This window comes from Mycobacterium sp. SMC-16 (assembly GCF_046250085.1).
GTDB classification, from domain to species: Bacteria; Actinomycetota; Actinomycetes; order Mycobacteriales; family Mycobacteriaceae; genus Mycobacterium; species Mycobacterium phocaicum.
In genome coordinates this window covers 3,366,996-3,389,749 of record NZ_CP176427.1, presented here as the reverse complement: position 1 = coordinate 3,389,749, position 22,754 = coordinate 3,366,996, and the positions used below count along the sequence as shown (strand labels likewise).

Sequence of the window (22,754 nt, the reverse complement as noted above, 5' to 3'; positions counted from 1 at the left end):
ACACGACGCTGTTGTACAGCGTGGCCGCTTAGCCAAAAGCGGCATCAGTCGAGGGACTACAACTCGGCGCGTGAATCCGGTCCAGAGCGGGGCCTCAATTCTCAGGATTCGCCGAATGTGGTCGGGTTCGACTACGGCAGATTGCCGTTCCGCCTGCAAGGCGGAAAACAGCATGTCGCTGATCCACCGCATTCTCGTAATTGTCAATGTCGTCAATCGGTGGTGTCGTGCGTGCTGTAACACCCTGGAAGGGGTGCTGCATGTCAGTTTCTCTGTTGGAAAACGATTCTCGTGAAGTGAGTGAGCCGGTAGAGGCCGACTCCGTGGTGGATCAAAGTCCTGACGAATACGCGGATGTGGTCACGATGGTCGCGGTGCTCCGTCAATTACCGCCGGACTCCGACGCCTATGCCCGTCAACTCGAACGCATCGTGCTGCGGTGTTGCCCGCTGGCGGACCGGGTGGCACGCCACTTCGACCGTCGCGGCGAGAATCTCGAAGATTTGATCCAGGTCGCGCGGGTGGGGCTGCTGCAGGCAGTCAACCGGTTCGATCCTGCGCGGGGGTCGCGGTTCGTGGCATTCGCCCTGCCCACGATGATGGGGGAGTTGCGCCGATACTTCCGTGACTATGGCTGGAAGGTCCACGTACCCAGGCGAATTCGCGATCGTCAGCACGACATTGCTTGTGCCACCGCATATTTGACGAGCGACCTGCGGAGGGCGCCGAGTATCGAGGAGCTCGCCGAGGAACTGGAGATCGACCGCGAGCAGGTTGTCGAGAGCATCGTGGCGGCCAAGGCGTATCAGCCCCAGTCACTGGACGTCAACGTCGGCGACGACGATGCGCGAACGCAGGCGCTCGGTGACTCGCTCGGTGAGATGGATGCCGGCTTCGACCGGGTGACGGATCGTGAGTCCGTACGATCCCTGCTGGCGGCGCTGCCGCGACGCGAGCAGAAGGTGCTCTACCTCCGGTACTTCGGTGCCATGACGCAGCGGCAGATCGCGGACTCGATCGGCGTTTCTCAGATGCACGTGTCACGGATTCTGGACCGGACCTTGCGTGACCTGCGAACTCAAGTGGGTTGCGCCTGATCGGCGGCGCCCTTTCGGCCATCGGCGGCAGACCTGTTCTGCCGCCGATGACTGGTGTCGCACCACGGATAGGTCTTGCTGCGCTGGCAGCAGCAGATGGCGACCATGAATCTGTCCGAACAGACCCGGGTGCCGTCGTCGAGTTCGATTTCGACCGGTCCCTGGATCAGCATCGGGCCACGCGGCACGATTCGCACGGTTCTGCGGGTGGGACTCATGGCTTCACCGCCCTGATGACGGCCAGTTCTTCGGTGCGCTGTCCGGGGTCCAAGCGACCGGTGTCCTCCAACCAGCGGGCCCGCGCGGTCATCACGGGCCCGAATGCGATGGTCCGGCGCGCCACCACATCGGCCTGAAGCCCGCCGTCCCGCAAGGCGGTGACGCTGCTCGCGACATCGGCGAACTCGGACTGGACGATCAGTGCGGTGCCGCCACGCCTGAGCAGCGCGGGCGCCGCGGCGCAGAGCGGATCGAGGACGAGCCGGCCGTCGGGGCCCGCGTTGAAGGATGCGGGCGGACCGCCGGCGCCGACGATCACCGGTTCGCGGTTCGCGGGCTCCGGCACGTAAGGCGGGTTGCACAGCACGAGATCGAACGGCGCGAGTGCCATTGCCGCAGACCAGGAGCCGAGTCGCGCATCGATCGGAACTCCGACGAGTCGCGCATTGGCGCGCGCCGCCGCGACGGCGGCCTGCGAGATATCGAAGGCGACCACGGTATCCGCCCCGGCATCGGCGGCAGCAATCGCCGCCACCCCGCTGCCGGTACACAGGTCGGCGACGCTCATGCCCGCCGGGTGGCAGCAGCGGCGCATGACCTCGATCAATAATCGCGAATCATGTTGCGGCAGATAGACGTTTGCGCACTCAGGCGAGATTTCGGAGCTCAGCATCGGGCTTCCTCTCTGGATCCAACCTCTCCGATATAACCGCGAAGTGGCATCGGCAAACGCATCGAATCGGTAACGGTGCACGAGGTCGACGGTTTTGACGCCGCCGGGAACGGGTAACAAGCCTCAATGCCGGGTCACGGTGACAGCCAACGGGCGGTGATCCGAGAGTTCCACCTGCGGGGTGGTGTGTCGGAGCGCCGTCAGCTGGCGGTCGTCGGTCAGCGGGTGGTCGAGCTGCTGGGCCGGTGCGTCGGCCGGGAATGTGGCGGCACACGCCAGCGAACGCATACCCGACCAGCGCACTGCGGGGCCCGGTTCCATGTTCAAGTCGCCGGCGATGATGTGCGGCCCCGGCAGGGCGCGGACCGTACGGGCCAGCTGCCGCAGTTGATGGCGATTCCAGCCGGGCACGAACGACAAATGCGTGCTGGCGATCGTCATGGCGCCCAATGGCGTATCGAGCCGTGCCAGCACGGCGGCGCGCGGCTCCTCGTGCACGATCATCACTCTTCCGGGTACCGACAGATACATCGGAAAGCGTGTCGGTATGCGGGGCAGCCGCAGCACCTGCCAGCTGCTCGCCGGATAACGCGAGAGCAGGGAGATGCCGTACGCCGCCGACGCCGGCTGTTCCTCGCCGGTGGCCGCGATCCAGGTGGCGCCGGGCGTTCCGGTGATGGCGGCGACGAAACGGTGCGAGACGGCGTTCATCACCTCAGCGGCGATGGCCGTCAGATCGGCTCGGCCGGAACGAGATTGATCGAAATCCACTTCCTGCAGCGCCAGGATGTCCGGGTCGAGGATGCGGATACTGCGGCGCAGTCTGTCGAGATGGACGCCGTCGCCGACGGTGCGGCCGTGCAGGATGTTGAAGGTCGCGAGACGCATCGAAGTCATGAGGACTCGATACCCCCGAACGCCGAATTTGAATGCTCGGTCCGTCATGTGTCCTGAGCGCACCCCATTGCGAAATGCACTACGCGCCGCGGCGAGTGCCTTCAAGGCGAACGCGCAGAGTTTCGCGCTCGCCGGCAGCTACGCCCTGTGGGTCCACGGCGCACCGGAACCTGATCACGACGTCGATTTCGTCGTTCCCGAGCCGGACACCGAGGCGGCGGTGAAAATCTTGGCGCAGAACGGATTCGACATCGAGCGGACACCCGAAGACTGGCTTTTCAAGGCATACTTCGACGGCGTCCTCGTCGATATCCTGCACCGGCTCAACGGCGTGCCTGTGGACTCCGTTCTCCTCGCCGGGGCCGTTGAGCGCGAGGTGTGGCCATTTCGATGCCGGTCCTGACCCCCGATGCGGTGATCACCCAGAAGCTGCTGACGCTCAATGAGCATCACTGTGACTTCGCTCCGCTGCTCCCGGCGGTGCGGGCCGTCCGCGAGCAGCTCGACTGGCCGCGAATTCGAGAGCTGGCCGCCGAAAACGACTTCGCCATGGCCTTTCTCGACCTGGCGGCGCGCCTTCGCTTGGACCGGTGACGGGGTCTTTTTCTCGCGCGTTAGTTTGCCGTCACGTGCCCATGGGTACTTCTTCCCATGAGACCACAGGGGTCTGTGTAGGAGGAGCCATGTTGCGAGGAAGCGTGGGCGTCATCGTGGTGGTCTGGCTGCTGGTCGGCGTACTGGCGGCCTGGCAGCGCGACTATTTCCGCGGCGGCGACACCAGCTGCGGCACGGCCGGGCGTATCGCGCTGACCGTGGTAGCCGGGCCGTTGAACTACGCCGGGGTCAATCCGAAGGTCGTCGATTGCCGACTGCCTCAACCAAGTGCGATGCGGTGAACCGCGTCCGAGATAAGGAAACGATCATCATGATTGCTTTGGGAGTAGTCCTGCTCATCCTGGGCTTCGTCTTCAACGTGTATCTGCTGTGGACCCTGGGCATCGTGCTCGTTGTGGTGGGCGCGATCTTCTGGCTCCTCGGGGCGGCCGGCCATGCCGTCGGCGGACGCCGTACTTGGTATTGATGCGACGCGAGGGGCAAAAGCCCGGGCCTCAGGCCCGGGCTTTTGCCTTCTTTGCGGTAGTGACCGCGGTGTCGGCCAACTCCGACGCGCGTGAGCTGGCCTTCCGGTACGCGGATTCCGCATAGGGGGCAGCCTTTTCCAGGCCGTCGCCCAGGGTATCGGCCAAGTCAGAAGCACGTGCGCTGGCTTTCCGGTAGGCGGATTCCGCATACGGCGCGGCTTTCTCGAGGCCGTCTTCCAGTTTCTCGAGCGCGACGCCGGCGAGTTCGCGGCCGTGCTCGAATCCGGTCTGGACTCCGTGGCCGACCTTCTCGCCCAACTCCGGCATCCGGGCCAGCGCGATTTCGGTCCTGGACGGAACCGTCGACGAGAGGGCCTCGGCTGCCCGCTGGGCCGCTCGCCGTCCCCGCCAGCCCAGCGACGGCTTTCCGGCGGTGTCCGCCGAGGCGAGGATCAGACCGCCGAGCAGGCTGAGGTCGGCCAGGAAGCCCCGCCGTTTGGCGGCTTTGGCCTCCGGGTCGTCCTCGGCCCAGAACATGTGGTGGCCGAGATTTGCGGGAATCACCGTTGCCGCGAGCACCGCGGACGCCACGCGCGGAATACGTCCGGTGGCCAGCAGCAGACCACCGGCGACCTGGGCGGCCGCGGTCGCCTGCGCCACGGCAACGGCGTTGGACGGCACGTTGCGTGCCACGGGATCCGGCATGTCCTTCAGTCCGTCGAGCGCCGGGCGTACTGCCTCGGCGCCGGAGTCGGTGTTCAACAGGGTTTCGACGCCCTGTCCGATGAAAGCGGTGGCCAGAAGTGGACGGGCGATCCTACGAATTATCATGAACCAGGGATTTCCCCTGCAGCTCTGCCCCAAACATCAGCCCGGCATGGTCTCGCCGCCGAGGGGCGCCAGCACCTCACCGCTGTAATACGACGACAGTTGGTCGGCGGCGAAGAAGACGTACGACGGTGCGATCTCGTCCGGCTGGGCCGGCCGGTCGAAAGGCGCGTTCTCACCGAACGACTCGACCTTCTCCTGCGGCATGGTGGCCGGGATGAGCGGCGTCCAGACCGGCCCGGGGGCAACGCAGTTCACGCGGATGCGACGTTTCGCCAGGGACTGGGCCAGCGCGTAGGTGAACGCGATGACGGCGCCGTTGGTGGCCGAATAGTCGATCAGCGACGCATTGCCGCGTAGCCCGTTCACCGACGCGGTGTTGATGATCGCGGCGCCGTCCGGGAGATGCGCCAGCGCGGCCTTCGTCACCTGGAAGTAGCTGTCGATGTTCACGGCGAACGTCCGGCGCCATTGCTCGTCGGTGATGTCGGTGAGATCGTCTGTGGGCGCCTGAAAGGCGGCATTGTTGACGACGATGTCGAGGCCGCCCAGCTCGGCGAGTGTGCGCGCCACCACCTCGCGGCAATGGGCGGGCTCGCCGAGATCACCGGGGAACAGGGCACACGTCCGGCCGGCGGCACCGACAACGGTCGCGGTGTGGGTCGCGTCGTCGTGCTCTTCGAGATACGCGATGGAGACATCGGCGCCTTCTTTGGCGAACGCGACCGCCACCGCGCGTCCGATGCCGGAGTCGCCGCGCGGTGACGAGGGCCCGGCGGCCTTTCAGGAGGCCACGGCCGACGTACGCGCGCATCTCGTCGTGCGGCTGTTCTGCCATGTCCGCGGTGTGCCCGGGATAGGGAATCGGTGTGTTCATCTCAGGCGTCGCGTCCGAAATCGTCCTCGTCGGCGTCTATTTCGACGTCCGCGCTCTGCTCCAACCAGTCGTGCGCGGTGGCCTCCGTCGGCGGATTCTCGCGGCCGCTGACCGCCGCCTCGTCGTCGAGGGCCTGTTCTTGGACGTCGCGCGACTGCTCGACGGCGTCTGCGTCGGGGACCGCATCCGGGAACTGTTCTGGTGTCATGTCAGAGCGGATACCCGCCCCGCACGCCGGAAAACGCCGCGGTGCGTCCGCAGTCAGCTCGTCGGTGGGGTCCGCGGCTCACCGGGGTGAGCCTGGAGGAATTCGAGTTCGCGTTGGCGGATGCGGCGGTGCCGGACGAAGAGCCACGCGCCACCCACCACGGCCAGCACAGCTGCGAGCAGCAGGATCACGCCGCCGGTTCCGGGGTCACCGCTGGCGAAGAAGTACAGGCTCACGACCAGGGTGGCCACCGCGAGCGCAACAGCCACCAGGCCCGGAGCGTTCGTGCCGTCCTTCAAGGATTCGCCGGCATGCGGCCGGGTGGTGCGAGCATGGTCGACGGGGTCTTTCATGGAATGCCTCCTGGGGATCAGTCCTCGACGTTCTAATGCCCGGTGCAGGGCGGTTCTACACCCGCTGTGCGGCGACTCGCACCGATTTGAGCTCGGGATGGGCGGGGTCCGGCAGGTACAAGCCCGCCGCTGGCCAGCACGTCATCCCAAAACTGTTGTGCGCCCAGAGCATCCAGTACGCGGGCATCGGTACACGTGAGCCGCGGCGCAAACCGGGTTTAGCGGGCCACACCTGCGGGTATCGGGGAGGTCTCATGTGCACAGAAGAACTTGTTCAGCCTTTGCTACCGGACCCCCGCGGTCCCGTGTCCAGTGTCGTCATCGGACTGCTGGGCGAGCGCCTGCCCACACAGTATCTGGCGCGGATACAGTTGCCGCTCGCGAACGCCGACCCCTTTGGCCTCGACCTGCAGTTGGCGCTGTATGTCTGCTACGAACTGCACTACCGCGGCTTCGCCGGCACCGACGAGAAGTGGGAGTGGAACCCCGCCCTCCTCGATGTCCGTCATCGCATCGAGGAGCGGTTCCTGGCCGCCGTGAGAGAGCTCGTCGGCCCCATCAGTCCGGACAGCACGGCGCACGCCGAGCTGGCTCGCTGTGACACCGACCCTGTCGATGATTCGAGTCTGTCTGTCTACCTACAAGATCAGGCGACGTGGCCGCAGATGCAGGAGTACTTCGTGCATCGCTCGCTGTACCACCTCAAGGAAGCCGACCCGCAGTCGTGGGTCATTCCGCGGTTGACCGGTCGCGCGAAAGCCGCGTTCGTGGCGGTGGAATACGACGAATACGGCGGCCGTGGCGGGTACGCGTCCATGCACCAGCGGCTGTTCGCCGATCTGCTCGATGCCGCGGGTCTGCGCAGCGACTATTTGCACTACCTCGGCAATGCGACGGGCAGCACCCTGGCCGCGGTGAATCTCATGTCGATGTTCGGTCTGCACCGCCACTTGCGTGGTGCGGCCGTCGGGCATTTCGCCGCAACCGAACTGACCTCCTCGCCGGGATCGCACCGAATAGTCAAGGGCCTCAAGAGACTTGGCGCTCCGCGACCCTGCGTCGACTTCTATCGGGAACACGTCGAGGCCGACGCGGTTCATGAACAGGTGGTGCGCAAGGACGTCGTGGCAGACCTGGTGTCGCGCGAGCCCGGCCTGGAACGGGACATCGTTTTCGGTATTCGGGCCTTCGACGCGATCGAGGGACGGCTCGCCGACCACATGCTGTCCAGTTGGGCCGCGGGGTGCCCGTCGCTGCAGCACTGGCCCGTTTGACCGCCGGTGCACCGGGTAATCGGTGAGGGACGCGCTCACAGCCCGAGCGCGTCTGACGTTCTCACAGGAGGAAATATGGCTTCACACGCCCTCAAATCCCCGTCTGATGTGATCGATCTCCTCACTGATCAGCACGAGCAGATCAAGTCACTGTTCACCGAGACCCTGGTGCTGACAGGCGACGAGAGAGCGAGGTCGTTCCGGGATCTGCGCCGGCTCCTCGCGGTGCACGAAACCGCCGAGGAAGAGATCGTGCATCCGCGGGCGAAGCAGAAGCTGCCCGGTGGCGAGAAGGTTGTCGATGCCCGGCTCGAAGAGGAGCACGAGGCGAAAAAGCTACTCGCGGAACTGGAGTCGCTCGACGTCGACAGCAAGGAGTTCACCGGCAAGCTGACGAAACTCCGCGATGCCGTGATCGCGCACGCCGAGCACGAGGAGTCGGAGGAGTTCGCCAAGCTCGGAACCGAGCTGTCGCAGCAGGAACTCGAGCGCATGGGTGAGATCGCCAAACTCGCGGAGGCTGTCGCGCCGACCCGGCCACATCCCGGTGTGGAGTCCCCGGTGGCGAACCTCATCGTCGGACCGTTCGCCTCGATGCTGGACCGCGTTCGGGACGTGATCTCGAGCGTCCGCTGAGTCCGATGATCCAGCTGCTGCAGGAACTGTTGTGGGCGTACGGACCCTGTGGCCAGGAGGACGCCGTCCGCGAGATTTGCCTACGGGAGCTGGCGCCCGTGGTCGACAGTGTCTGGGTCGACAAGGCGGGCAACGTGGTGGGGCGGGTGTCCTCGTCAGCGCGCGACGAGGAGCACTCGCCCATCCGCGTGATGGCTCACATGGACGAACTGTCCATGCTGGTGAAGCGGATTCAGCCGGACGGCAGAGTCCGGCTGACGCCGCTGGGCACGATGTATCCGGCGAACTTCGGCCTCGGGCCGGTGATGATGCTGGGCGACCGTGAGCACGTATGTGGTGTTCTCACAGTGGGATCCGAGCACACCGCTCAGGAGAGTCCGCAGATCTGGCAGACCAAACCCGACGGTGGTGACCGGGCACTGAACTGGTCGGACGTGTACGTGTTCACGGGCCGCACGCCGGAGCAGTTGACCGCGGCCGGCGTCCGACCCGGCACGCGCGTGTGCGTCCACCGAAGCAAGCGGGAACTAGTCGAGATCGACGATTTCCTCGGGTCCTATTTCATGGATGACAGAGCGCTGCTGGTGGTGCTGCTGTCGGCGGTTCGCGAGTTGCGGCAGCGGCCGGAACGACCGCCGCAGGACGTGTATTTCGTGTGCACGGTCAGTGAGGAGGTCGGCGGGCTCGGCGGCTCGTACGCCAGCCGGGCCCTGCCGGGTGAATTGACCCTGGCGCTGGAGGTCGGCCCGACCGAAGGCGAATACGGCACCACTGTCACAGGCGGGCCCATCGTCGGCTACAGCGATGCGCAGTGCGTCTACGACAAGGGCGTCGCGGACCGGATGATGGACGTGGCGACCGAGTTGGGCACCGATCCGCAGCCGGCGGTCCTGGGTGCGTTCGAATCCGATGCGTCGCATGCCAAGTCGAACGGGCACACGGCCGCGGCCGGGTTGCTGTGCCTGCCCACGCTGAGCACCCACGGGTATGAGGTGGTGCCGCGCGATGGCATCGGTGCGATGTCCGACGTGTTGGTGGAGTTCCTGATGCAGCCGGTGCCGTTTGCCGAGGGCACGTCCCGGGTAAACAGGGCTGCACCAGGAAAGGACGCGCCATGACCGCCTCCGATGATCCAGACTCCGATGTGATGCCATCCGGCGTCTCCGGCAAGGTCTCCATGTTCGACCGGTTCGCCACCAACACGGCCGAAATCGGGCTCTTCATGATTGAGGGTGTAGAACGGTCAGCTGCTGTCGGCCTGTGATTGGGGTGTCTGGTTGGCTGGGTGTGTGCCGGAGGAGAAGCGGAAGAGTAAGAGGAAGAGCGCGGTGTCCGGGGGTGGTGTGGACCTGTCGATGCTGCAACAGCTGATGGCCGATGCTGGCCGGGATTTGTTCGCGGGAGTGTTCGATGAACCGACACCCGAGGTGGGAGCTGTGCCGGAGCGTGTGCGGGGTTTCCGGGTGCGGGTCGACCTGATGTACGCCAAGCCGCCGATCTGGCGTCGTCTGGTCCTGCCGGGTGACCTCGTGCTCGATGAGCTGCATGACGTGCTGCAGGTTGCGATGGGCTGGCAGGACGGTCATCTGCATAAGTTCGGTGTCGGGGCGGACCGGCGTACCCGTGTCTACTTCGTCACCAGATTTGATCTCAGCGAAGGCGACGACGGTCTCGTCGAGGACGGTGTGCGCCTGGATCAGGTGGTCTCCGGTAAGGGCGACCGGTTGTTCTATGACTACGACTTCGGCGACGGATGGGAGCACGTGCTGGTGGTCGAAGACGTTCTCGATGATCCACCTTCGGCTCCGGTGTGCCTGGCGGGCAAGATGGCCTGCCCGCCGGAGGATTGTGGTGGCTTGGGCGGCTATGAGGAATTGGCTGCGTGGGTTCGTGGCGGGTACGACCCGCGGGCAACACCGATGGGGCTGGGTGCGCAGGAGATGCGCGACTGGCTGCCCCGAGGCTGGCACCCCGATCGTTTCTCGGTGACCGAGACCAATGACGCTCTGGCCGCGTCGAATATGCGTTGAGGACTCTTCACTGCCGAGGTGCAAGGAGCTGAGTTCGGAAGCCTCCGGTCTCGAGCAGTGACCGGGCGATGTAGTTGGTGAGGTTGCGGAAGCCCAGCGCGGATCCGCGCAGGTGTTCGAGGCGGCCGTTGATCGCTTCGGTGGGCCCGTTGGAGGTGCCGGGGCGGTCGAAGTAGGCCAGCACGTCGGCGGCACGCTTCTTCAGGGTCCGTCCCAGGGTGATCAGTTCGGTCAGCGGCTTGGGAACGCCGGTGCTCAGCGTGGTGATCAGCGCCGCCATCATCGTGCGGCCTTTCGTGCGGTCGGGTTCACGATACGCGGCCACGGTGCGCTGATACATCTGCCAGGTGGCCTCGACTTCTGCGTGGGCGTCGGCGGCGAACAAGGCGGCCAGCCGGGTGCGCTGGCGGTCGGTGAGCAGATCGGCACCGGTGTGCAGGGTGCGTCGGCAGGTGTAGAGCGGGTCGGACTTGCGGCCGCGGTGCCCACATGTCGCCAGCTGCACCCGGCGGCGGCACTCATCGAGGGCGTTGCCAGCCAGGCGCACCACGTGGAAAGGGTCCATCACCGTCGCCGCCTCGGGCAGTTCCTCGGCGGTAGCGGTCTTGAACCCGGAGAAGCCATCCATAGCAACAACGTCCACGCCGTCACGCCAGTCCTGCGGCCGCTCGGCCAACCAGTCCTGAAACGCCTTTTTTGAGCGACCCTCGACCATGTCGAGCAGCCGAGCCGGACCGGTCCCGTCACGCACAGGGGTGAGATCGATGATGACGGTGACGTACCTGTCACCGCGACGGGTGTGCCGCCAGACGTGCTCATCGACGCCGATCACCGCCACGCCGTCGAAACGGGCCGGATCGGCGATCAGCACCCGTCGGCCTTCTGCCAGCACCGCGTTGTTGGCGGTGTTCCACGACACCGCGAGCGCTTCGGCGATGCGAGCCACGGATAGATGCTGGCAGACAATGGCTTCCAGCGCCCACCGCAGAGCACGCCGCGACAGCTTGGCACGTGGTTCGGCCATCCTGGTGGTGTCTTGTCGCCACACGTGGGCGCAGCCGGCGCACCGGTAGCGACGGATGGTCACCAGCAGTGTGGTGGGGCGCCACCCGAACGGCTCATGGGCCAGAGTACGGGTGAGGCTGTCGCGTGGGATGCCTTCTTCGCCGCAGCGACGACACCACCGGTCCTCGTCGGTCACCCGGCACGCCAGCACAGCACGGCCGGGCTCAAGGCGTTGTCCGGTCACCTGCAGCCCAAGTTCGTCGAGGCGGCAGAAAGTCGTCAGGTCAGCGCAGGCGAAGCCCGCCCGACCGGTAGCGTCAGGCACGTCGAGGTCTTTCGGATGAGGAGTGTAGGAACCCTCATTTTCGAGAGACCTCGACCTCTATCCCGGCAACGACGCGCCAACCACCTCTACACCCTCATCTGTGAAGAGCCCGAAATCGTTTCCCGCGCCTGGTTCTTCCTGGCGTGCGTGCTGCTGGTGATCGTGTGGGCGCCGACTTTCGCCCTCATGACCGTCGACACCTGGCAGCTGGTCATCAACACGATCACGACGATCATCACGTTCCTGTTGGTCGCTCTGCTGCAGAACACCCAGCGGCGTTCCGATGACGCGATTCAGCACAAACTCAACGCCATCGCCGATGCACTGGCAGATTTGATGCACCACCAGGGCGACGAGAACGACGGCATCCGCGACGATGAGAAAGAACTGCGGGAGGCCGTCGGACTCGAAGAACGGGAAAGCACCGGCTGACCATGAACGCCGTCAAACCGGGTGTCCGGGCGATGGACGCCATGGACCGCCTGTACCACTGATGGTCACCGGCCCACATGCGACTCGGTGCGCATCCGTTCGGTCATGTGGGGGTAGTGCAGCTCGAAAGCCGGGCGCTCCGAACGGATTCGGGGCAGCTCGGTGAAGTTGTGCCGGGGTGGCGGACAGGTGGTGGCCCACTCCAGCGAGTTGCCGTGCCCCCACGGGTCGTCGACGACGACGGGCTCGCCGTAGCGCCAGCTCTTGAACACGTTCCAGACGAACGGGAGCACGGACAGCGCAAGGATGAACGACCCGATGGTGGAGACCAGATTGAGGGCGTCGAAACCGTCGCCCGGCAGGTAGTCCGCGTAGCGCCGCGGCATGCCCTGGTCGCCCAGCCAGTGCTGCACCAGGAACGTGGTGTGGAAGCCGATGAAGGTCAGCCAGAAGTGCAGCTTGCCCAGGCGCTCGTCGAGCAGCCGTCCGCACATCTTCGGGAACCAGAAGTAGATGCCGGCGTAGGTGGCGAACACGATGGTGCCGAAGAGCACGTAATGGAAGTGCGCCACAACGAAATACGAATCGGTGACGTGGAAGTCCAGCGGCGGACTGGCCAGCAGTACACCCGAGAGTCCGCCCAACAGGAAGGTGACGAGGAAGCCGACCGAGAACAGCATGGGCGTCTCGAAGGTCAACTGCCCCTTCCACATGGTGCCGATCCAATTCCAGAATTTGATGCCGGTGGGAACCGCGATCAGGAACGTCATGAACGAGAAGAACGGCAGCAGCACGGCGCCGGTGGCGAACATGTGGTGCGCCCACACCGCGACCGACAGCACCGTGATGCCCCACGTCGCGTAAACCAGTGTGGTGTAACCGAATATCGGCTTGCGGGAGAACACCGGGATGATCTCGGTGACGATGCCGAAGAACGGTAGCGCGACGATGTACACCTCGGGGTGGCCGAAGAACCAGAACAGGTGTTGCCACAGGATCGCGCCGCCGTTGGCGGCGTCGTAGACGTGTGCCCCCAGACGACGCTGCGCCAGCAGACCGAACAGGGCCGCGGTCAGGATCGGGAAGGCCAGGAGTATCAGCACCCCGGTGGCGAGGATGTTCCACGTGAAGATGGGCATGCGGAACATGGTCATCCCGGGGCAGCGCATGCAGACCACGGTCGTGATCATGTTGACCGCACCGAGGATGGTGCCGAGGCCCGACACGATCAGGCCCACCGCCCACAGGTCCCCGCCGGAGCCCGGCGAGTGGACCGCGTCGGACAGCGGGGTATAGGCCGTCCACCCGAAGTCCGCTGCGCCGCCGGGAACGACGAATCCGGCCAGCACCAGCAGCCCGCCGAACAGGAACAGCCAGAACGACAGCGCGTTGAGCCGCGGGAAGGCGACGTCGGGTGCGCCGATCTGCAGGGGGAGCACCAGATTCGCGAAACCGAACACGACGGGCGTCGCGTACAACAGCAACATCAAGGTGCCGTGCACGGTGAACAGCTGGTTGTACTGCTCGTTGGACAGGAACTGCAGGCCGGGCATGGCGAGCTCGGTGCGCATCAGCAACGCCATGATCCCGGCGCTGAAGAAGAAGGCGAACGACACCGCCAGGTACATCTGGCCGATCAACTTGTGGTCGGTCGTGCTGACGAGTCCGTACAGGACGGCGCCCAAACGCTTTCGGCGCGCCGGAAACGGCCGCCCAGGCGTCAACGGCACTTCGACAGCGGTCACCCCGGGGCGGTACCCGGGTGTCGCCGGTACTAAACGGTGTTTGTCCCGGATGCCGTAGGGGTAGAGGCAGGCCATGAGCGAATTCACCATTCCAGGCCTTTCCGAAGAGCAGAGCAGCCGGATCCGGGTGCTGCTCCAGATTCAGCTGAGCACGTACAACGACCTGCACCTCACCCTGAAGCACGTGCATTGGAATGTCGTGGGCCCCAATTTCATCGGCGTGCACGAGATGATCGATCCGCAGGTCGAGCTGGTGCGTGGATACGCGGACCAGACCGCAGAGCGGCTGGCGGCGCTGGGCGCATCGCCGGACGGTACGCCGGGGGCGATTCTCAAATACCGCACGTGGGACGACTACTCGATCGGCCGCGATACCGCGCAGTCGCACCTCGCCGCGCTGGATCTGGTCTACGACGGCGTCATCAGGGACGCGCGCAAGGCCATCCAAGAACTCGACGAGCTCGATCTGGTCACCCAGGACATGCTGATCGGTCAGGTCGCCGAACTGGAGAAGTTCCAGTGGTTCGTCCGTGCCCATCTGGAATCGGCCGGCGGCGAGCTCGCCAGCGGCGGTGCGCACACCGAGCGCCAGGCGGCGGCTCAGGCGTAGGCCGAGGTCTGGAACTCCGGGAGGACGTCGCGCTCCCAGGCGTCGAAGAAGCCGTCCATGTCCGGGCCGATCTGCTGGACATAGATCTCGTCGACGCCGGCATCCACGTACTTGCGCACCTGCTGGACGTGGGCGTCGATGTCGGGCCCGCACACGATGGCATCCGTCACCGCTTCGCGCGTCACCAGACTCGCGGCGGACGCGAAATCCGTTGGCCGGGGCAGTATCTGGTTCAGCTGGCCGGGTAGTTGCTCGGTGGCCCACAAGCGCTGCGCCGTGTCCGCCGCGAATTCGGGGTCCAGGTCCCAACAGACCTTCATGCCGGCCTGCACGGGCTTGCGGCCGCCGCCGGCCTCCCGGAAGAGTGCGACCCGGTCGGCGTCGGGCATGGTGATGCAATAGCCGTCGCCGATCCGCCCGGCCAGTCGGGTCGCCTGCGGGCCGAACCCCGATACGTAGATGGGTATGCGGTGATCCGGCAGGGTGTAGATGCGGGCGTCCTGGACCCGGTAGTAGCGGCCGTCGTGGTTCAGTTCTTCCCCTCGGTGCAGGGCCCGGATCAGCGACACCGCTTCCGCGAGCCGGTCCAGCCGTTCTCCGGCCGACGGCCAGGGGCCGCCCAGGATGTGCTCGTTGAGCGCCTCTCCGCTGCCGACACCCAGCCGGAAACCACCGCGCAGCTGAACGGCCGCCGTGGCGGCGGCCTGCGCGATGATCGCGGGGTGCATCCGGAACGTCGGGCAGGTGACCGCGGTGGTCACCGGCAGTGCCGTCACCTCGGACAGCGCGCCGAGAACGCCCCAGACGAACGGACTCTGGCCTTGTTCGTCGTTCCACGGATGGAAGTGATCAGAAACCCACAGCGCGTGGAAACCGGCTTCCTCGGCTCGTCTGGCCTGAGCGATCAGGTCATGGGGATCGAACTGTTCACAGGAGAGGAAATAACCGATATGCGTCATGTCGGCCTCGTACCCGGCAAGCCGGGCGGAGAATCCCGGTAGCGCGTTACGATGGCTGTGGCCACCTGCCACCCACAACGACATGAGTGAAACCGACGGCGAAATCGCCGATTCCGAATCCTGGGACGTCGCTGCCGTGTTCGGCGGCGGCGCTGCGCAACATGTCGGTAGCTTTCAGTTCCATGTCGCCGAGCAGCGCTGGGTGTGGTCCGAAGCGGTGGCCCGCATGCACGGCTATGCGCTGGGGGAAGTCGAGCCCACCACCGAGTTGCTGCTGAGTCACAAGCATCCAGACGACCGCGCCAAGGTCGCCGAGATACTCGGGCGGGTGCAGACCGGTGGTCTGTTCAGCAGTCGGCACCGCATCGTCGATTCCGGTGGAAAGGTCCACTGGGTCGTCGTGGTCAGTGACCGGATGACCGACGAGGACGGCGAGGTCACCGGGACGCACGGCTACTACATCGACGTCACCGCCGGCATCCAGTCCGATCTCACCCTGGCCATGGCCTCGGTCGTGGAATCGCGCGCCGTGATCGACCAGGCCAAGGGCATTCTGATGGCCGCCTACGGTATCGACGCAGACCGCGCTTTCGAGATTCTGAAATGGCGTTCGCAGGCCACCCAGTTGAAGCTGCGGACCGTCGCGGCCCGCTTGTTGGAAGCCGTGATCCGCGAGGGGCTGGCCCCCGAGACCGTCACCTCGATCGACCATCTGTTGCTCATCGACGGGCCCGGCGAGACTTGACAACACGTCGAACAATTGTTCGAATTAAGTGTGCGGTGGGACGGACAAGCGGTGGCGCGGGCCGAGGCCGACGGGGCCCTACCGGGACTTGAACGGCTGGGGCTGGTCCGCAGTGTCCGGGTTCCCAAGTTCGACGGCATCACGTTCCACGAGGTGCTCTGCAAATCGGCGCTGAACAAGGTGCCCGAAGCGTCGAATCTGCCGTTCCGGTTCACCGTCAACGCCTACCGCGGATGTTCGCACGCGTGCCGGTACTGCTTTGCCCGGCCCACGCACGAGTATCTGGATTTCGACTCCGGAAATGATTTCGACCGGGAGCTCGTCGTGAAGACAAACGTCGCGGAAGTGTTGCGGCGGGAGCTCTTTCGGCGCTCGTGGACGCGTGACGCGGTCGCACTGGGCACCAATACCGATCCCTACCAGCGGGCGGAGGGCCGGTACGCACTGATGCCGGGAATCATCGCGGCACTGACGGATTCGGGGACACCGTTCTCGATCCTGACCAAGGGCACGTTGCTGCGCCGCGACCTGCCGCTGATCGTCGACGCGGGTGCCCGGGTCGGGGTCAGTGTCGCGGTGTCACTGGCGATGCTGGACCCGGACCTGCATCGGTCGGTCGAACCCGGGACCCCGACGCCCGCCGCGCGTTTGGAGCTCATCTCGGCCATCACGCAGGCCGGGCTCGACTGCCACGTGATGGTCGCGCCCGTATTGCCGTACCTGACCGATTCGGAAGCACACCTGGAGGCGCTGCTGGCGCGGATCGCGGCGGCCGGTGCCACGGGCGTGACGGTCTTCGGGCTGCATCTGCGCGGCGCGACCCGGGGCTGGTTCCTGGCGTGGCTGGGCTCGATCTATCCGGAGCTGCTGCCCCGATATCGCGAATTGTACGGGCGCGGTGCGTATCTCGGCCCGGAGTACCGCGAACAGCTGCGCAAGCGGGTCGCGCCGCTGGTGGCGCGATACGGACTCGGCGGCCGGGCCAACAGACTTGACACCATGCGTACCGCCCCGGCGGCAGTGCCCGCCGGGGCGGTGCAGCCTGCGTTGTTCTGAGTCAGCCGACGTGCAGGACCGCGGCGCCAGAGATGCGTCCGACCGCCAGATCGCCCAGGGCGCGGTCCGCCTGATCCAGGGGATAGATCGGGGCGGTGACGTCGATGCGGTGGGTGCCGGCGAAGGCGAGAAATTCCCGGGCGTCGACGCGGGTGTTCGACGCCACCGACCGCACCTGGCGTTCCTGGAACAGGTGCCGCTGGTAGTTCAGCGCGGGGATGTCACTGAGATGAATGCCGGCGATCGCCAGTGTGCCGCCGCGATCGAGGGCTTCGAGCGCCGGCAACACCAGATCACCCACCGGGGCGAACAGGATCGCTGCGTCCAGGGCGACGGGCGGCCGGGCCGTGGCGCCCTGGGCGGAGGCGGCACCGAGATCGAGCGCGAGTTGCTGGGCGGCCTCGCCGCGGGTCATGACGTGCACCTCGGCGCCCTGTGCGAGCGCCACCTGTGCGGTGATGTGTGCGCTGCCGCCGAAGCCGTAGATCCCGAGCCGGCCACCGGCCGGCAGCTCGGCCCGGAGCAACGACCGATAGCCGATGATGCCGGCGCACAGCAGCGGCGCCAGTTCGGCATCGGTGTATCCCGCGGGCAGCCTGTGGACATAATCGGCTGGTGCCGTGACGAATTCGGCGTAGCCGCCGTCGGCGTCCCAGCCGGTGTAGCGAGAATTCGGGCAGAGGTTCTCCGCGCCCCGCAGGCAGAATCGGCAGCTGCCGCAGGTGTGCCGGAGCCAGGCCACCCCGACCCGATCACCGACGGCGAGCTGCGCATCGGTGTGTTCGCCGAGCGCGACCACCTCGCCTACGACCTCATGGCCGGGGATGACGAGCGGTCGGTGGACCGGCAGGTCGCCCTCGGCGATGTGGAGGTCCGTGCGACACACGCCGCACGCCCGGACGGCGATGAGCACTTCACCGGCACCGGGCGCCGGGACCTCGACAGAGCCGAATTCGAGCGGGCCGCGCCCGATCGGCGCGGGCTCACGCACCCGCCATGCGCGCATGGGCTCAGCCTACGTCGAGGTCATCCGGCCCGGACGTGGAAGACGTCCGACAGCGGACGGCGCGGTGTCGGCGGCGGCACGTCGTCGAGTTCGGGTGCGACGCCGATCCGGACCAGAACCTGCGGCAGCGGACGGCCCGTCAGCGTACTGATCATGGCGCGGGTGGCGGGGTGCTCGGTCACATGGGTCAGGGTGCAACTTGCCAGCCCGGCGCCGGTGGCTTCGATGAGCACCGCCGACAACGTCTCGCCACACGCCAGGATGCCGCGCGGGGTGTCGTCGAACGCCGATATCACCACGATGGTGGCCTGATCGTCGCCGACATCCTGCCGCCGTTCCCGGGTATGCGTCACCGGAAAGGTTCGCCCGACCTCGACTCGGTCGGATTCGGCGGCCGACACCAGTGCGCTGTGCGGAATTCCGGTGGTGGCCCCGAAAGGAGCTGTCCACCAGGCCAGTTCAGTGTGATATTCCGTGTCGTACATGCGGAGCGCCTCGGCGAGATGCGAGGCTTCGGCCACTTTGTCCTGCTGTTGCGGCGCGAGCACGTCGACATACGTCGGGCGGTCCTCGACTGCCAACCGCAGCAGCGTCTCGAACGCCGCCGGGTTCTCGACAGGGCCGTAGGGCAGCCGGTCGGAGCGCCGGCGCGCGACGGCGTCGGCGTCCCTGTGCTGGGCGGTGGTGATGCCGGCCGATTGCCGGAAGTCGATGTCGGCCAGGTGATGCCGGTTGTTCGGATTCGGAAAGCGGTCGACCAGGATCTCCCAGCCGCGCGCCGCCATGACCACGCGCAGATGGTCGAGGGCCGCGCCGCAGCTCAGCAATGCCTGACGGCCGGCGCTGTCGGTGTCCACCAGTTGGTCGGGATCGAGAAATAGCCGCAACGTGGTCGATTCGAGCACCCAGATCCACGGCTGGCTGTTGTGGAACGACGGTGCGCGACACGCCGAATGAACTGCGTCCTCGATTTCTCCAAGTGCGACGGCGGTTTTCATCATGAGTCCACACTGCCCGCCGTGGACCGGCTCAGACAGGGCCGGAAGTCATCAGTTCTCCAGCGCGCGCAGGCAGAACGCGTAGATGCGCTCGCTGCCGATGGGGGTGAGCTCGAGGCCCGGCCCGAGTGCGCGCAGTCGCAGAGCGCCGAAGATGGTCTGCATGACCAGCGCCGCGGTGGCTTCGACGTCGAGGCCGGGCGCAAAGGTGCCATCGGCCATTCCGCGTTCGACGATGTCGACGATGAGCGCGTGCAACGGTGTCAGCACGCGGCCGTAGTCGTCCGGCATCGTCTCGGCCAGGCGATCGTGGTAGAAGGTCAGCCCACGATTGATGCTGTCCTGCGTGCTGGAGGCGGGCGGCACGCAGATCCGGTCGACCAGCTCACGTAGCGCGTCGGCGGGGCTCAGCCCGGCCGCCTCGGCCTGCCACGTGGTGGTGAACTCGGTCAGCATCGCGTCGATCAAGGCCAGCACCAGCTCATCCTTGGTGGCGAAGTGCTGATAGAAGGCCCGCAACGACGTCTTCGACCGCTCCACGACCTCGAGCACCGTGAACTCTGTGCGGCCGGTCTCGCCGAGGATGTCGAGGGCCGAGCGCATGAACTGTGTGGCGCGCGCCTGCGCGTCGAGACTGTTGTTTGCCACCCCGGCGTTCGACTTCGCCATGGCGACTGAGGTTACCCGGTCAGATCTTGAGATAACCCTTGTCTGCCGGGATTTGCGCGGCCGTCACCAACGACGACGCGTCGCTCGCCAACCACACCACGATGTCGGAGATCTGATCCGGCTTGATCAGCGAATCCGTCGGCAGCGCGCCGGGGGAGAAGCTGTGGATGTACTGCGGATGATCCTGTAGGACCTGGTACATGGACACGTCGTTGCCCATGGGCGTGTCGGTGCCGTACGGGTGTACCGAATTCACGCGGATGCCGAACTCGCCCAGTTCTACGGCGAGCGCGTTGATCATGCCCACCGCGCCGAACTTGCTGGCGCAGTAGTGCCCGCAACCCGGCACGGCCTTGATGCCGGCGGCCGAACTCGTGGCGATGATGGACCCACCGTTGCCGGCCGCGATCATCGCCGGCACCACGGCACGGATGGTGTTCCACATGCCGGTCAGGTTGATGTCCAGGGTGTCCTGCCACTGCTGCGGAGAAATCTCCCAGAGTCGCCCCCAGTTCAGCACGCCCGCGTTGGCCACCACGATGTCCAGCCGGCCGAACTGTTCGATGGTCTCGGCGACCACGCGCTGCTGGCCTTCGGCGTCCCGGACGTCGACCTGCTTCGCGTAGATCTTGCGGCCCTCGCCTTCGACGAGGTTCACCGTCTCGGCCAGATCCGCGGGAGTCGCCGGCGCGTACCCGTTGGCCTCCGCCACGGGCGCGCAGGCGTCGATGGCGACGATGTCGGCACCGGCTCGTGCCAGCCGGGCACAGTGCGAACGGCCCTGTCCGCGCGCGGCTCCGGTGACGAACGCGACCTTGCCGGCCAGCGGTTGATCGGTCATGCGCTGAGCTCCTCGCTCATCGTGGCCGCCTGGACGGCGCTGAACTCGTAGTCGGTGAGCGGCGATCGCCGCGCGAAAATCCTTGCCCCGGTGATGGTCTGCGGCCGGTAGTACGGCGTTTCGTGCTGGGAGTTGACGAAATAGGTGCGCAGCGCCGATTTGCGGGTGTAGTAGGTGTGCGCGGTCCGGCCGCGGCGGTCCATCAGGGCGTTCCACTTGTGGAACGCGTCGCCCGTCACCGCGACGACCGGGGCGTGGGCGCGGTCCCGGGCTTCTGCAATGATCCGAACCGCATGGGCGGCAACGGTTTCCACGTAGTCCATCCAGGCGAACCCGACGAACCCGAGCGGGCCGACGATCTCCCAGCGGTTCGGCAACCGGGGGTGGGCCGTGCCGGCGTAGGCGTGCAGGCCGTGGGCGCGGTAGTACTCGGCGAGGTCGAACCCGCCTGCGCCCGTGATGGTTCCGGGCCGGTAGGTTTCCGGGTCGGTCCACAGCTCGTAGCCCGTGGCGGCGACCAGCAGGTCGGCCGGGTGGTCCACGCCGTCGGCCGTGCGGATCCCGTCGCGGGTGATGCGTTCGATGGGTGTGGTGATGAGGTGTGTGTCGGGGTGGTTCAGGGCCGGCAGGAAATCGCTGGAGATCACCGGCCGTTTGGCCATGATGCCGTAGCGGGGCAACAGCGCCTTGCGGGTCGCCGGGTCCTGCACTGTCGACCGCAGCAGCAACCGGTAGAGGTTGCGGCTGTTGCCGTCGTACAGCGGCATGAGCCTGGTCAGCACTGAGCGGGGCAGCCGGGAGAAGACGTGGACGATCGGCACGACCATGGCGACGTCCATCAGCAGCCGTCCGAAGACGTTGGCCGCGCTGACGACACCGGGCACTCTGAGCACCCGCCGCAGCCACGGCGGGATGTCGAAGTCGACCTTGGGCAGTACCCAGGCCGGAGTGCGTTGGTACACATCGAGATTGGCGGCGACCCCGGACAATGCCCCGGTGATCTGCACTCCGCTGGAGCCGGTGCCGATCACCGCGACGCGCTTGCCGCGCACGTCGTAGTCGTCGTCCCAGTCGTTGGGGCGCAGGATGGTGCCCTCGAAATCCTCGATGCCGTCGATGTCGATGACGTTCTTGGCGTTGACGTATCCGCCGACCGAGCTGATCAGGAACCGGGCCGTCACGTCGGGCTGGTTGCGAATCGACAGCCGCCACAGACCGGCGTCGTCGTCCCACTGCTGGCGCAGCACCTCGGCACCCGCACGCAGGTGCGGTCGCAGGCCCAGCTTGTCGGCGGTGTCGCGCAGGTAGGCGTAGATCTCGGGCCCCGGCGCGAAGAACCGGGACCAGTCGGGGTTGGGTGCGAACGACAGCTGGTACCACAGCGACGGGATGTCGACGGCGAGCCCGGGGTAGTGGTTGTCACGCCAGGTGCCACCGAAGTCGTCGCCCCGGTCGACGATGACGAAGTCGTGAATCCCTTTCTGCTGCAACAGGTGGGCCGAGGCGATGCCGCCCGGTCCGGCGCCGATGATGACCACTTCGTGGTCGGGTGTGGTCATGGTGCCTCTCCATTGAGTCCATTGATGATGTGGTCGGTGACGAAGCGCCGGATGGCGCGGGGATTGTCGAGGTTGACGCCGATGGGCGGGAGCAGTTCGAAGCTCAGCAGCACGCGGACGATCCATTCGCCGGCGCGCGCCGGGTCGACGCCGGCGCCGATCTCACCGTCGCGCTGCGCGGCCTTGACGCGCGGCTTCCAGAGTTCGACGGCGCGCTTCATGAGGTCTTCGCCGATGTTGCGCAACAGCAGGACGACGATGCCCTCGTTGATGCCCTTCTGCGGCGCCGAGGGTGAACTCTGCCGGTGCGTGCAGATCAGGACGGCGGCAGCGGCCACCTGGTCGGCCAGCGTGGACTGCTTGTCGATCTCGGCGGCCATGCCGTCGACGAACCTCGAGGCCAGATGGTCCAGCGCGACGCTGATGGCGTGGTCACGACCGCCCAGCGCGTTGTAGACGGTGCCACGCGAGACGCCGGCGGCTTCGGCCACCGCGGTGAGGCTGAATTGCCTTGGGCCCAAACGATGGAGCGTCTCCGCGGTGGCTTCGAGTAGGGCCGGCGAGATGGTGCGCGGCGTCGGCGGCTTGGCGGGCATTTGCACACATTAACGAAATTTGTTCAATGTGGTC

General features: G+C 66.3%; 27 protein-coding genes and 2 pseudogenes. 13 read left to right on the top strand and 16 right to left on the bottom strand.

Annotated features, from left to right (window positions below; translation table 11 throughout):
• Positions 1 to 365: 365 nt before the first annotated feature.
• Positions 366 to 1,097, top strand: a complete 732-nt coding sequence (locus tag ACJEIK_RS16305; RefSeq protein WP_234785531.1) for a SigB/SigF/SigG family RNA polymerase sigma factor — start codon at positions 366 to 368, stop codon at positions 1,095 to 1,097.
• Here ACJEIK_RS16305 and ACJEIK_RS16300 read toward each other — a convergent pair.
• From ACJEIK_RS16300 to ACJEIK_RS16290, 3 genes are all read right to left on the bottom strand, one after another.
• Positions 1,079 to 1,315, bottom strand: coding sequence for a CDGSH iron-sulfur domain-containing protein (locus tag ACJEIK_RS16300; protein WP_409429992.1), 237 nt, complete (start codon positions 1,313 to 1,315; stop codon positions 1,079 to 1,081). The genes ACJEIK_RS16305 and ACJEIK_RS16300 overlap by 19 nt on opposite strands.
• Positions 1,312 to 1,989 carry a methyltransferase gene (locus ACJEIK_RS16295; protein ID WP_409429991.1) on the bottom strand — a complete coding sequence of 226 codons (678 nt, stop codon included), beginning with the start codon at positions 1,987 to 1,989 and terminating at the stop codon, positions 1,312 to 1,314. Before ACJEIK_RS16295 ends, ACJEIK_RS16300 begins: the two co-directional genes overlap by 4 nt.
• 123 nt (positions 1,990 to 2,112) lie before the next feature.
• The gene (locus ACJEIK_RS16290; protein ID WP_409431713.1) at positions 2,113 to 2,877 is read right to left on the bottom strand and encodes an endonuclease/exonuclease/phosphatase family protein; all 765 of its coding nucleotides are present in this window, start codon (positions 2,875 to 2,877) and stop codon (positions 2,113 to 2,115) included.
• Between the two features lie 55 nt (positions 2,878 to 2,932).
• Between ACJEIK_RS16290 and ACJEIK_RS16285 the strand changes: the two are divergent.
• From ACJEIK_RS16285 to ACJEIK_RS16275, 3 genes and pseudogenes are all read left to right on the top strand, one after another.
• Positions 2,933 to 3,480, top strand: a pseudogene (locus ACJEIK_RS16285) (hypothetical protein).
• An 89-nt stretch (positions 3,481 to 3,569) separates the two neighbouring features.
• On the top strand, positions 3,570 to 3,782 hold the full coding sequence (locus ACJEIK_RS16280; protein ID WP_110783715.1) for a hypothetical protein: 213 nt from the start codon (positions 3,570 to 3,572) through the stop codon (positions 3,780 to 3,782).
• A 29-nt stretch (positions 3,783 to 3,811) separates the two neighbouring features.
• Complete coding sequence (locus ACJEIK_RS16275) at positions 3,812 to 3,967, top strand: DUF6131 family protein (RefSeq protein WP_167837977.1); 156 nt, start codon at positions 3,812 to 3,814, stop codon at positions 3,965 to 3,967.
• 28 nt (positions 3,968 to 3,995) lie between these two features.
• Here the strand turns inward: ACJEIK_RS16275 and ACJEIK_RS16270 are convergent, their stop codons facing one another.
• The 4 genes and pseudogenes from ACJEIK_RS16270 to ACJEIK_RS16255 all read right to left on the bottom strand — a co-directional run bounded on the left by ACJEIK_RS16270 (position 3,996) and on the right by ACJEIK_RS16255 (position 6,234).
• The gene (locus tag ACJEIK_RS16270) at positions 3,996 to 4,799 is read right to left on the bottom strand and encodes a DoxX family protein (RefSeq protein ID WP_409429990.1); all 804 of its coding nucleotides are present in this window, start codon (positions 4,797 to 4,799) and stop codon (positions 3,996 to 3,998) included.
• Positions 4,800 to 4,835: 36 nt separating this feature from the next.
• A pseudogene (locus tag ACJEIK_RS16265) lies at positions 4,836 to 5,673 on the bottom strand (SDR family oxidoreductase).
• 1 nt (position 5,674) lies between these two features.
• On the bottom strand, positions 5,675 to 5,881 hold the full coding sequence (locus ACJEIK_RS16260; protein ID WP_409429989.1) for a hypothetical protein: 207 nt from the start codon (positions 5,879 to 5,881) through the stop codon (positions 5,675 to 5,677).
• Between the two features lie 53 nt (positions 5,882 to 5,934).
• Positions 5,935 to 6,234, bottom strand: coding sequence for a hypothetical protein (locus ACJEIK_RS16255; RefSeq protein ID WP_064859012.1), 300 nt, complete (start codon positions 6,232 to 6,234; stop codon positions 5,935 to 5,937).
• A gap of 254 nt (positions 6,235 to 6,488) precedes the next feature.
• Here ACJEIK_RS16255 and ACJEIK_RS16250 point away from each other — a divergent pair, with 254 nt between their 5' ends.
• From ACJEIK_RS16250 to ACJEIK_RS16230, 5 genes are all read left to right on the top strand, one after another.
• Positions 6,489 to 7,508 carry an iron-containing redox enzyme family protein gene (locus ACJEIK_RS16250; RefSeq protein WP_409429988.1) on the top strand — a complete coding sequence of 340 codons (1,020 nt, stop codon included), beginning with the start codon at positions 6,489 to 6,491 and terminating at the stop codon, positions 7,506 to 7,508.
• 75 nt (positions 7,509 to 7,583) lie between these two features.
• Positions 7,584 to 8,144 (top strand): hemerythrin domain-containing protein, encoded by a 561-nt coding sequence (locus ACJEIK_RS16245; protein ID WP_409429987.1) that lies wholly within the window; start codon positions 7,584 to 7,586, stop codon positions 8,142 to 8,144.
• Positions 8,145 to 8,149: 5 nt separating this feature from the next.
• Positions 8,150 to 9,262, top strand: coding sequence for a M42 family metallopeptidase (locus ACJEIK_RS16240; protein WP_409429986.1), 1,113 nt, complete (start codon positions 8,150 to 8,152; stop codon positions 9,260 to 9,262).
• Positions 9,259 to 9,408, top strand: a complete 150-nt coding sequence (locus ACJEIK_RS16235; protein WP_409429985.1) for a hypothetical protein — start codon at positions 9,259 to 9,261, stop codon at positions 9,406 to 9,408. Before ACJEIK_RS16240 ends, ACJEIK_RS16235 begins: the two co-directional genes overlap by 4 nt.
• Before the next feature lie 64 nt (positions 9,409 to 9,472).
• Entirely contained in the window at positions 9,473 to 10,174 is a 702-nt protein-coding gene (locus ACJEIK_RS16230; RefSeq protein WP_052583420.1) for a plasmid pRiA4b ORF-3 family protein, read from the top strand.
• Between the two features lie 7 nt (positions 10,175 to 10,181).
• On the opposite strand, the gene ACJEIK_RS16225 is transcribed toward ACJEIK_RS16230, so the two are convergent.
• Positions 10,182 to 11,504 carry an ISL3 family transposase gene (locus ACJEIK_RS16225; RefSeq protein ID WP_052545499.1) on the bottom strand — a complete coding sequence of 441 codons (1,323 nt, stop codon included), beginning with the start codon at positions 11,502 to 11,504 and terminating at the stop codon, positions 10,182 to 10,184.
• Positions 11,505 to 11,519: 15 nt separating this feature from the next.
• Here ACJEIK_RS16225 and ACJEIK_RS16220 point away from each other — a divergent pair, with 15 nt between their 5' ends.
• The gene (locus tag ACJEIK_RS16220) at positions 11,520 to 11,936 is read left to right on the top strand and encodes a low affinity iron permease family protein (RefSeq protein WP_409429984.1); all 417 of its coding nucleotides are present in this window, start codon (positions 11,520 to 11,522) and stop codon (positions 11,934 to 11,936) included.
• Positions 11,937 to 12,001: 65 nt separating this feature from the next.
• Here ACJEIK_RS16220 and ctaD read toward each other — a convergent pair whose 3' ends face one another.
• Positions 12,002 to 13,681: a cytochrome c oxidase subunit I gene (gene ctaD, locus ACJEIK_RS16215; protein WP_209841096.1), complete on the bottom strand. Its 1,680-nt coding sequence runs from the start codon at positions 13,679 to 13,681 to the stop codon at positions 12,002 to 12,004.
• A 73-nt stretch (positions 13,682 to 13,754) separates the two neighbouring features.
• On the opposite strand from ctaD, the gene ACJEIK_RS16210 reads away from it, so the two are divergent.
• Complete coding sequence (locus tag ACJEIK_RS16210; RefSeq protein ID WP_061000711.1) at positions 13,755 to 14,291, top strand: Dps family protein; 537 nt, start codon at positions 13,755 to 13,757, stop codon at positions 14,289 to 14,291.
• Here ACJEIK_RS16210 and ACJEIK_RS16205 read toward each other — a convergent pair.
• Positions 14,282 to 15,250: a TIGR03557 family F420-dependent LLM class oxidoreductase gene (locus ACJEIK_RS16205; RefSeq protein ID WP_064859027.1), complete on the bottom strand. Its 969-nt coding sequence runs from the start codon at positions 15,248 to 15,250 to the stop codon at positions 14,282 to 14,284. The genes ACJEIK_RS16210 and ACJEIK_RS16205 overlap by 10 nt on opposite strands.
• A gap of 82 nt (positions 15,251 to 15,332) precedes the next feature.
• Here ACJEIK_RS16205 and ACJEIK_RS16200 point away from each other — a divergent pair, with 82 nt between their 5' ends.
• Both ACJEIK_RS16200 and ACJEIK_RS16195 read left to right on the top strand, forming a co-directional pair.
• Entirely contained in the window at positions 15,333 to 15,995 is a 663-nt protein-coding gene (locus ACJEIK_RS16200; RefSeq protein WP_409429983.1) for a PAS and ANTAR domain-containing protein, read from the top strand.
• Positions 15,996 to 16,025: 30 nt separating this feature from the next.
• Entirely contained in the window at positions 16,026 to 17,051 is a 1,026-nt protein-coding gene (locus ACJEIK_RS16195) for an Rv2578c family radical SAM protein (protein WP_409429982.1), read from the top strand.
• 1 nt (position 17,052) lies between these two features.
• Here the strand turns inward: ACJEIK_RS16195 and ACJEIK_RS16190 are convergent, their stop codons facing one another.
• Genes ACJEIK_RS16190 through ACJEIK_RS16165 form a run of 6 tightly spaced genes read right to left on the bottom strand, consistent with a single transcriptional unit; the run spans position 17,053 to position 22,720 of the window.
• Positions 17,053 to 18,057, bottom strand: coding sequence for a zinc-binding alcohol dehydrogenase family protein (locus tag ACJEIK_RS16190; protein ID WP_267325478.1), 1,005 nt, complete (start codon positions 18,055 to 18,057; stop codon positions 17,053 to 17,055).
• Positions 18,058 to 18,077: 20 nt separating this feature from the next.
• The gene (locus tag ACJEIK_RS16185; RefSeq protein ID WP_267325477.1) at positions 18,078 to 19,058 is read right to left on the bottom strand and encodes an Acg family FMN-binding oxidoreductase; all 981 of its coding nucleotides are present in this window, start codon (positions 19,056 to 19,058) and stop codon (positions 18,078 to 18,080) included.
• 48 nt (positions 19,059 to 19,106) lie between these two features.
• Positions 19,107 to 19,724, bottom strand: a complete 618-nt coding sequence (locus ACJEIK_RS16180) for a TetR/AcrR family transcriptional regulator (protein WP_061000431.1) — start codon at positions 19,722 to 19,724, stop codon at positions 19,107 to 19,109.
• A gap of 19 nt (positions 19,725 to 19,743) precedes the next feature.
• Positions 19,744 to 20,565, bottom strand: coding sequence for a mycofactocin-coupled SDR family oxidoreductase (locus ACJEIK_RS16175; protein ID WP_267325476.1), 822 nt, complete (start codon positions 20,563 to 20,565; stop codon positions 19,744 to 19,746).
• Entirely contained in the window at positions 20,562 to 22,124 is a 1,563-nt protein-coding gene (locus ACJEIK_RS16170) for an NAD(P)/FAD-dependent oxidoreductase (protein ID WP_267325475.1), read from the bottom strand. Before ACJEIK_RS16170 ends, ACJEIK_RS16175 begins: the two co-directional genes overlap by 4 nt.
• Complete coding sequence (locus tag ACJEIK_RS16165) at positions 22,121 to 22,720, bottom strand: TetR/AcrR family transcriptional regulator (RefSeq protein WP_064859017.1); 600 nt, start codon at positions 22,718 to 22,720, stop codon at positions 22,121 to 22,123. Before ACJEIK_RS16165 ends, ACJEIK_RS16170 begins: the two co-directional genes overlap by 4 nt.
• Positions 22,721 to 22,754: the final 34 nt, after the last annotated feature.

Bases quoted from the DNA above. Each gene is read 5' to 3' on its own strand.
- ACJEIK_RS16305 (WP_234785531.1), top strand. From the start codon at position 366: ATGGTCGCGGTGCTCCGTCAATTACCGCCGGACTCCGACGCCTATGCC.
- ACJEIK_RS16300 (WP_409429992.1), bottom strand. From the start codon at position 1,315: ATGAGTCCCACCCGCAGAACCGTGCGAATCGTGCCGCGTGGCCCGATG.
- ACJEIK_RS16295 (WP_409429991.1), bottom strand. From the start codon at position 1,989: ATGCTGAGCTCCGAAATCTCGCCTGAGTGCGCAAACGTCTATCTGCCG.
- ACJEIK_RS16290 (WP_409431713.1), bottom strand. From the start codon at position 2,877: ATGCGTCTCGCGACCTTCAACATCCTGCACGGCCGCACCGTCGGCGAC.
- ACJEIK_RS16280 (WP_110783715.1), top strand. From the start codon at position 3,570: ATGTTGCGAGGAAGCGTGGGCGTCATCGTGGTGGTCTGGCTGCTGGTC.
- ACJEIK_RS16275 (WP_167837977.1), top strand. From the start codon at position 3,812: ATGATTGCTTTGGGAGTAGTCCTGCTCATCCTGGGCTTCGTCTTCAAC.
- ACJEIK_RS16270 (WP_409429990.1), bottom strand. From the start codon at position 4,799: ATGATAATTCGTAGGATCGCCCGTCCACTTCTGGCCACCGCTTTCATC.
- ACJEIK_RS16260 (WP_409429989.1), bottom strand. From the start codon at position 5,881: ATGACACCAGAACAGTTCCCGGATGCGGTCCCCGACGCAGACGCCGTC.
- ACJEIK_RS16255 (WP_064859012.1), bottom strand. From the start codon at position 6,234: ATGAAAGACCCCGTCGACCATGCTCGCACCACCCGGCCGCATGCCGGC.
- ACJEIK_RS16250 (WP_409429988.1), top strand. From the start codon at position 6,489: ATGTGCACAGAAGAACTTGTTCAGCCTTTGCTACCGGACCCCCGCGGT.
- ACJEIK_RS16245 (WP_409429987.1), top strand. From the start codon at position 7,584: ATGGCTTCACACGCCCTCAAATCCCCGTCTGATGTGATCGATCTCCTC.
- ACJEIK_RS16240 (WP_409429986.1), top strand. From the start codon at position 8,150: ATGATCCAGCTGCTGCAGGAACTGTTGTGGGCGTACGGACCCTGTGGC.
- ACJEIK_RS16235 (WP_409429985.1), top strand. From the start codon at position 9,259: ATGACCGCCTCCGATGATCCAGACTCCGATGTGATGCCATCCGGCGTC.
- ACJEIK_RS16220 (WP_409429984.1), top strand. From the start codon at position 11,520: ATGAGGAGTGTAGGAACCCTCATTTTCGAGAGACCTCGACCTCTATCC.
- ACJEIK_RS16210 (WP_061000711.1), top strand. From the start codon at position 13,755: ATGAGCGAATTCACCATTCCAGGCCTTTCCGAAGAGCAGAGCAGCCGG.
- ACJEIK_RS16205 (WP_064859027.1), bottom strand. From the start codon at position 15,250: ATGACGCATATCGGTTATTTCCTCTCCTGTGAACAGTTCGATCCCCAT.
- ACJEIK_RS16200 (WP_409429983.1), top strand. From the start codon at position 15,333: ATGAGTGAAACCGACGGCGAAATCGCCGATTCCGAATCCTGGGACGTC.
- ACJEIK_RS16190 (WP_267325478.1), bottom strand. From the start codon at position 18,057: ATGCGCGCATGGCGGGTGCGTGAGCCCGCGCCGATCGGGCGCGGCCCG.
- ACJEIK_RS16185 (WP_267325477.1), bottom strand. From the start codon at position 19,058: ATGATGAAAACCGCCGTCGCACTTGGAGAAATCGAGGACGCAGTTCAT.
- ACJEIK_RS16180 (WP_061000431.1), bottom strand. From the start codon at position 19,724: ATGGCGAAGTCGAACGCCGGGGTGGCAAACAACAGTCTCGACGCGCAG.
- ACJEIK_RS16175 (WP_267325476.1), bottom strand. From the start codon at position 20,565: ATGACCGATCAACCGCTGGCCGGCAAGGTCGCGTTCGTCACCGGAGCC.
- ACJEIK_RS16170 (WP_267325475.1), bottom strand. From the start codon at position 22,124: ATGACCACACCCGACCACGAAGTGGTCATCATCGGCGCCGGACCGGGC.
- ACJEIK_RS16165 (WP_064859017.1), bottom strand. From the start codon at position 22,720: ATGCCCGCCAAGCCGCCGACGCCGCGCACCATCTCGCCGGCCCTACTC.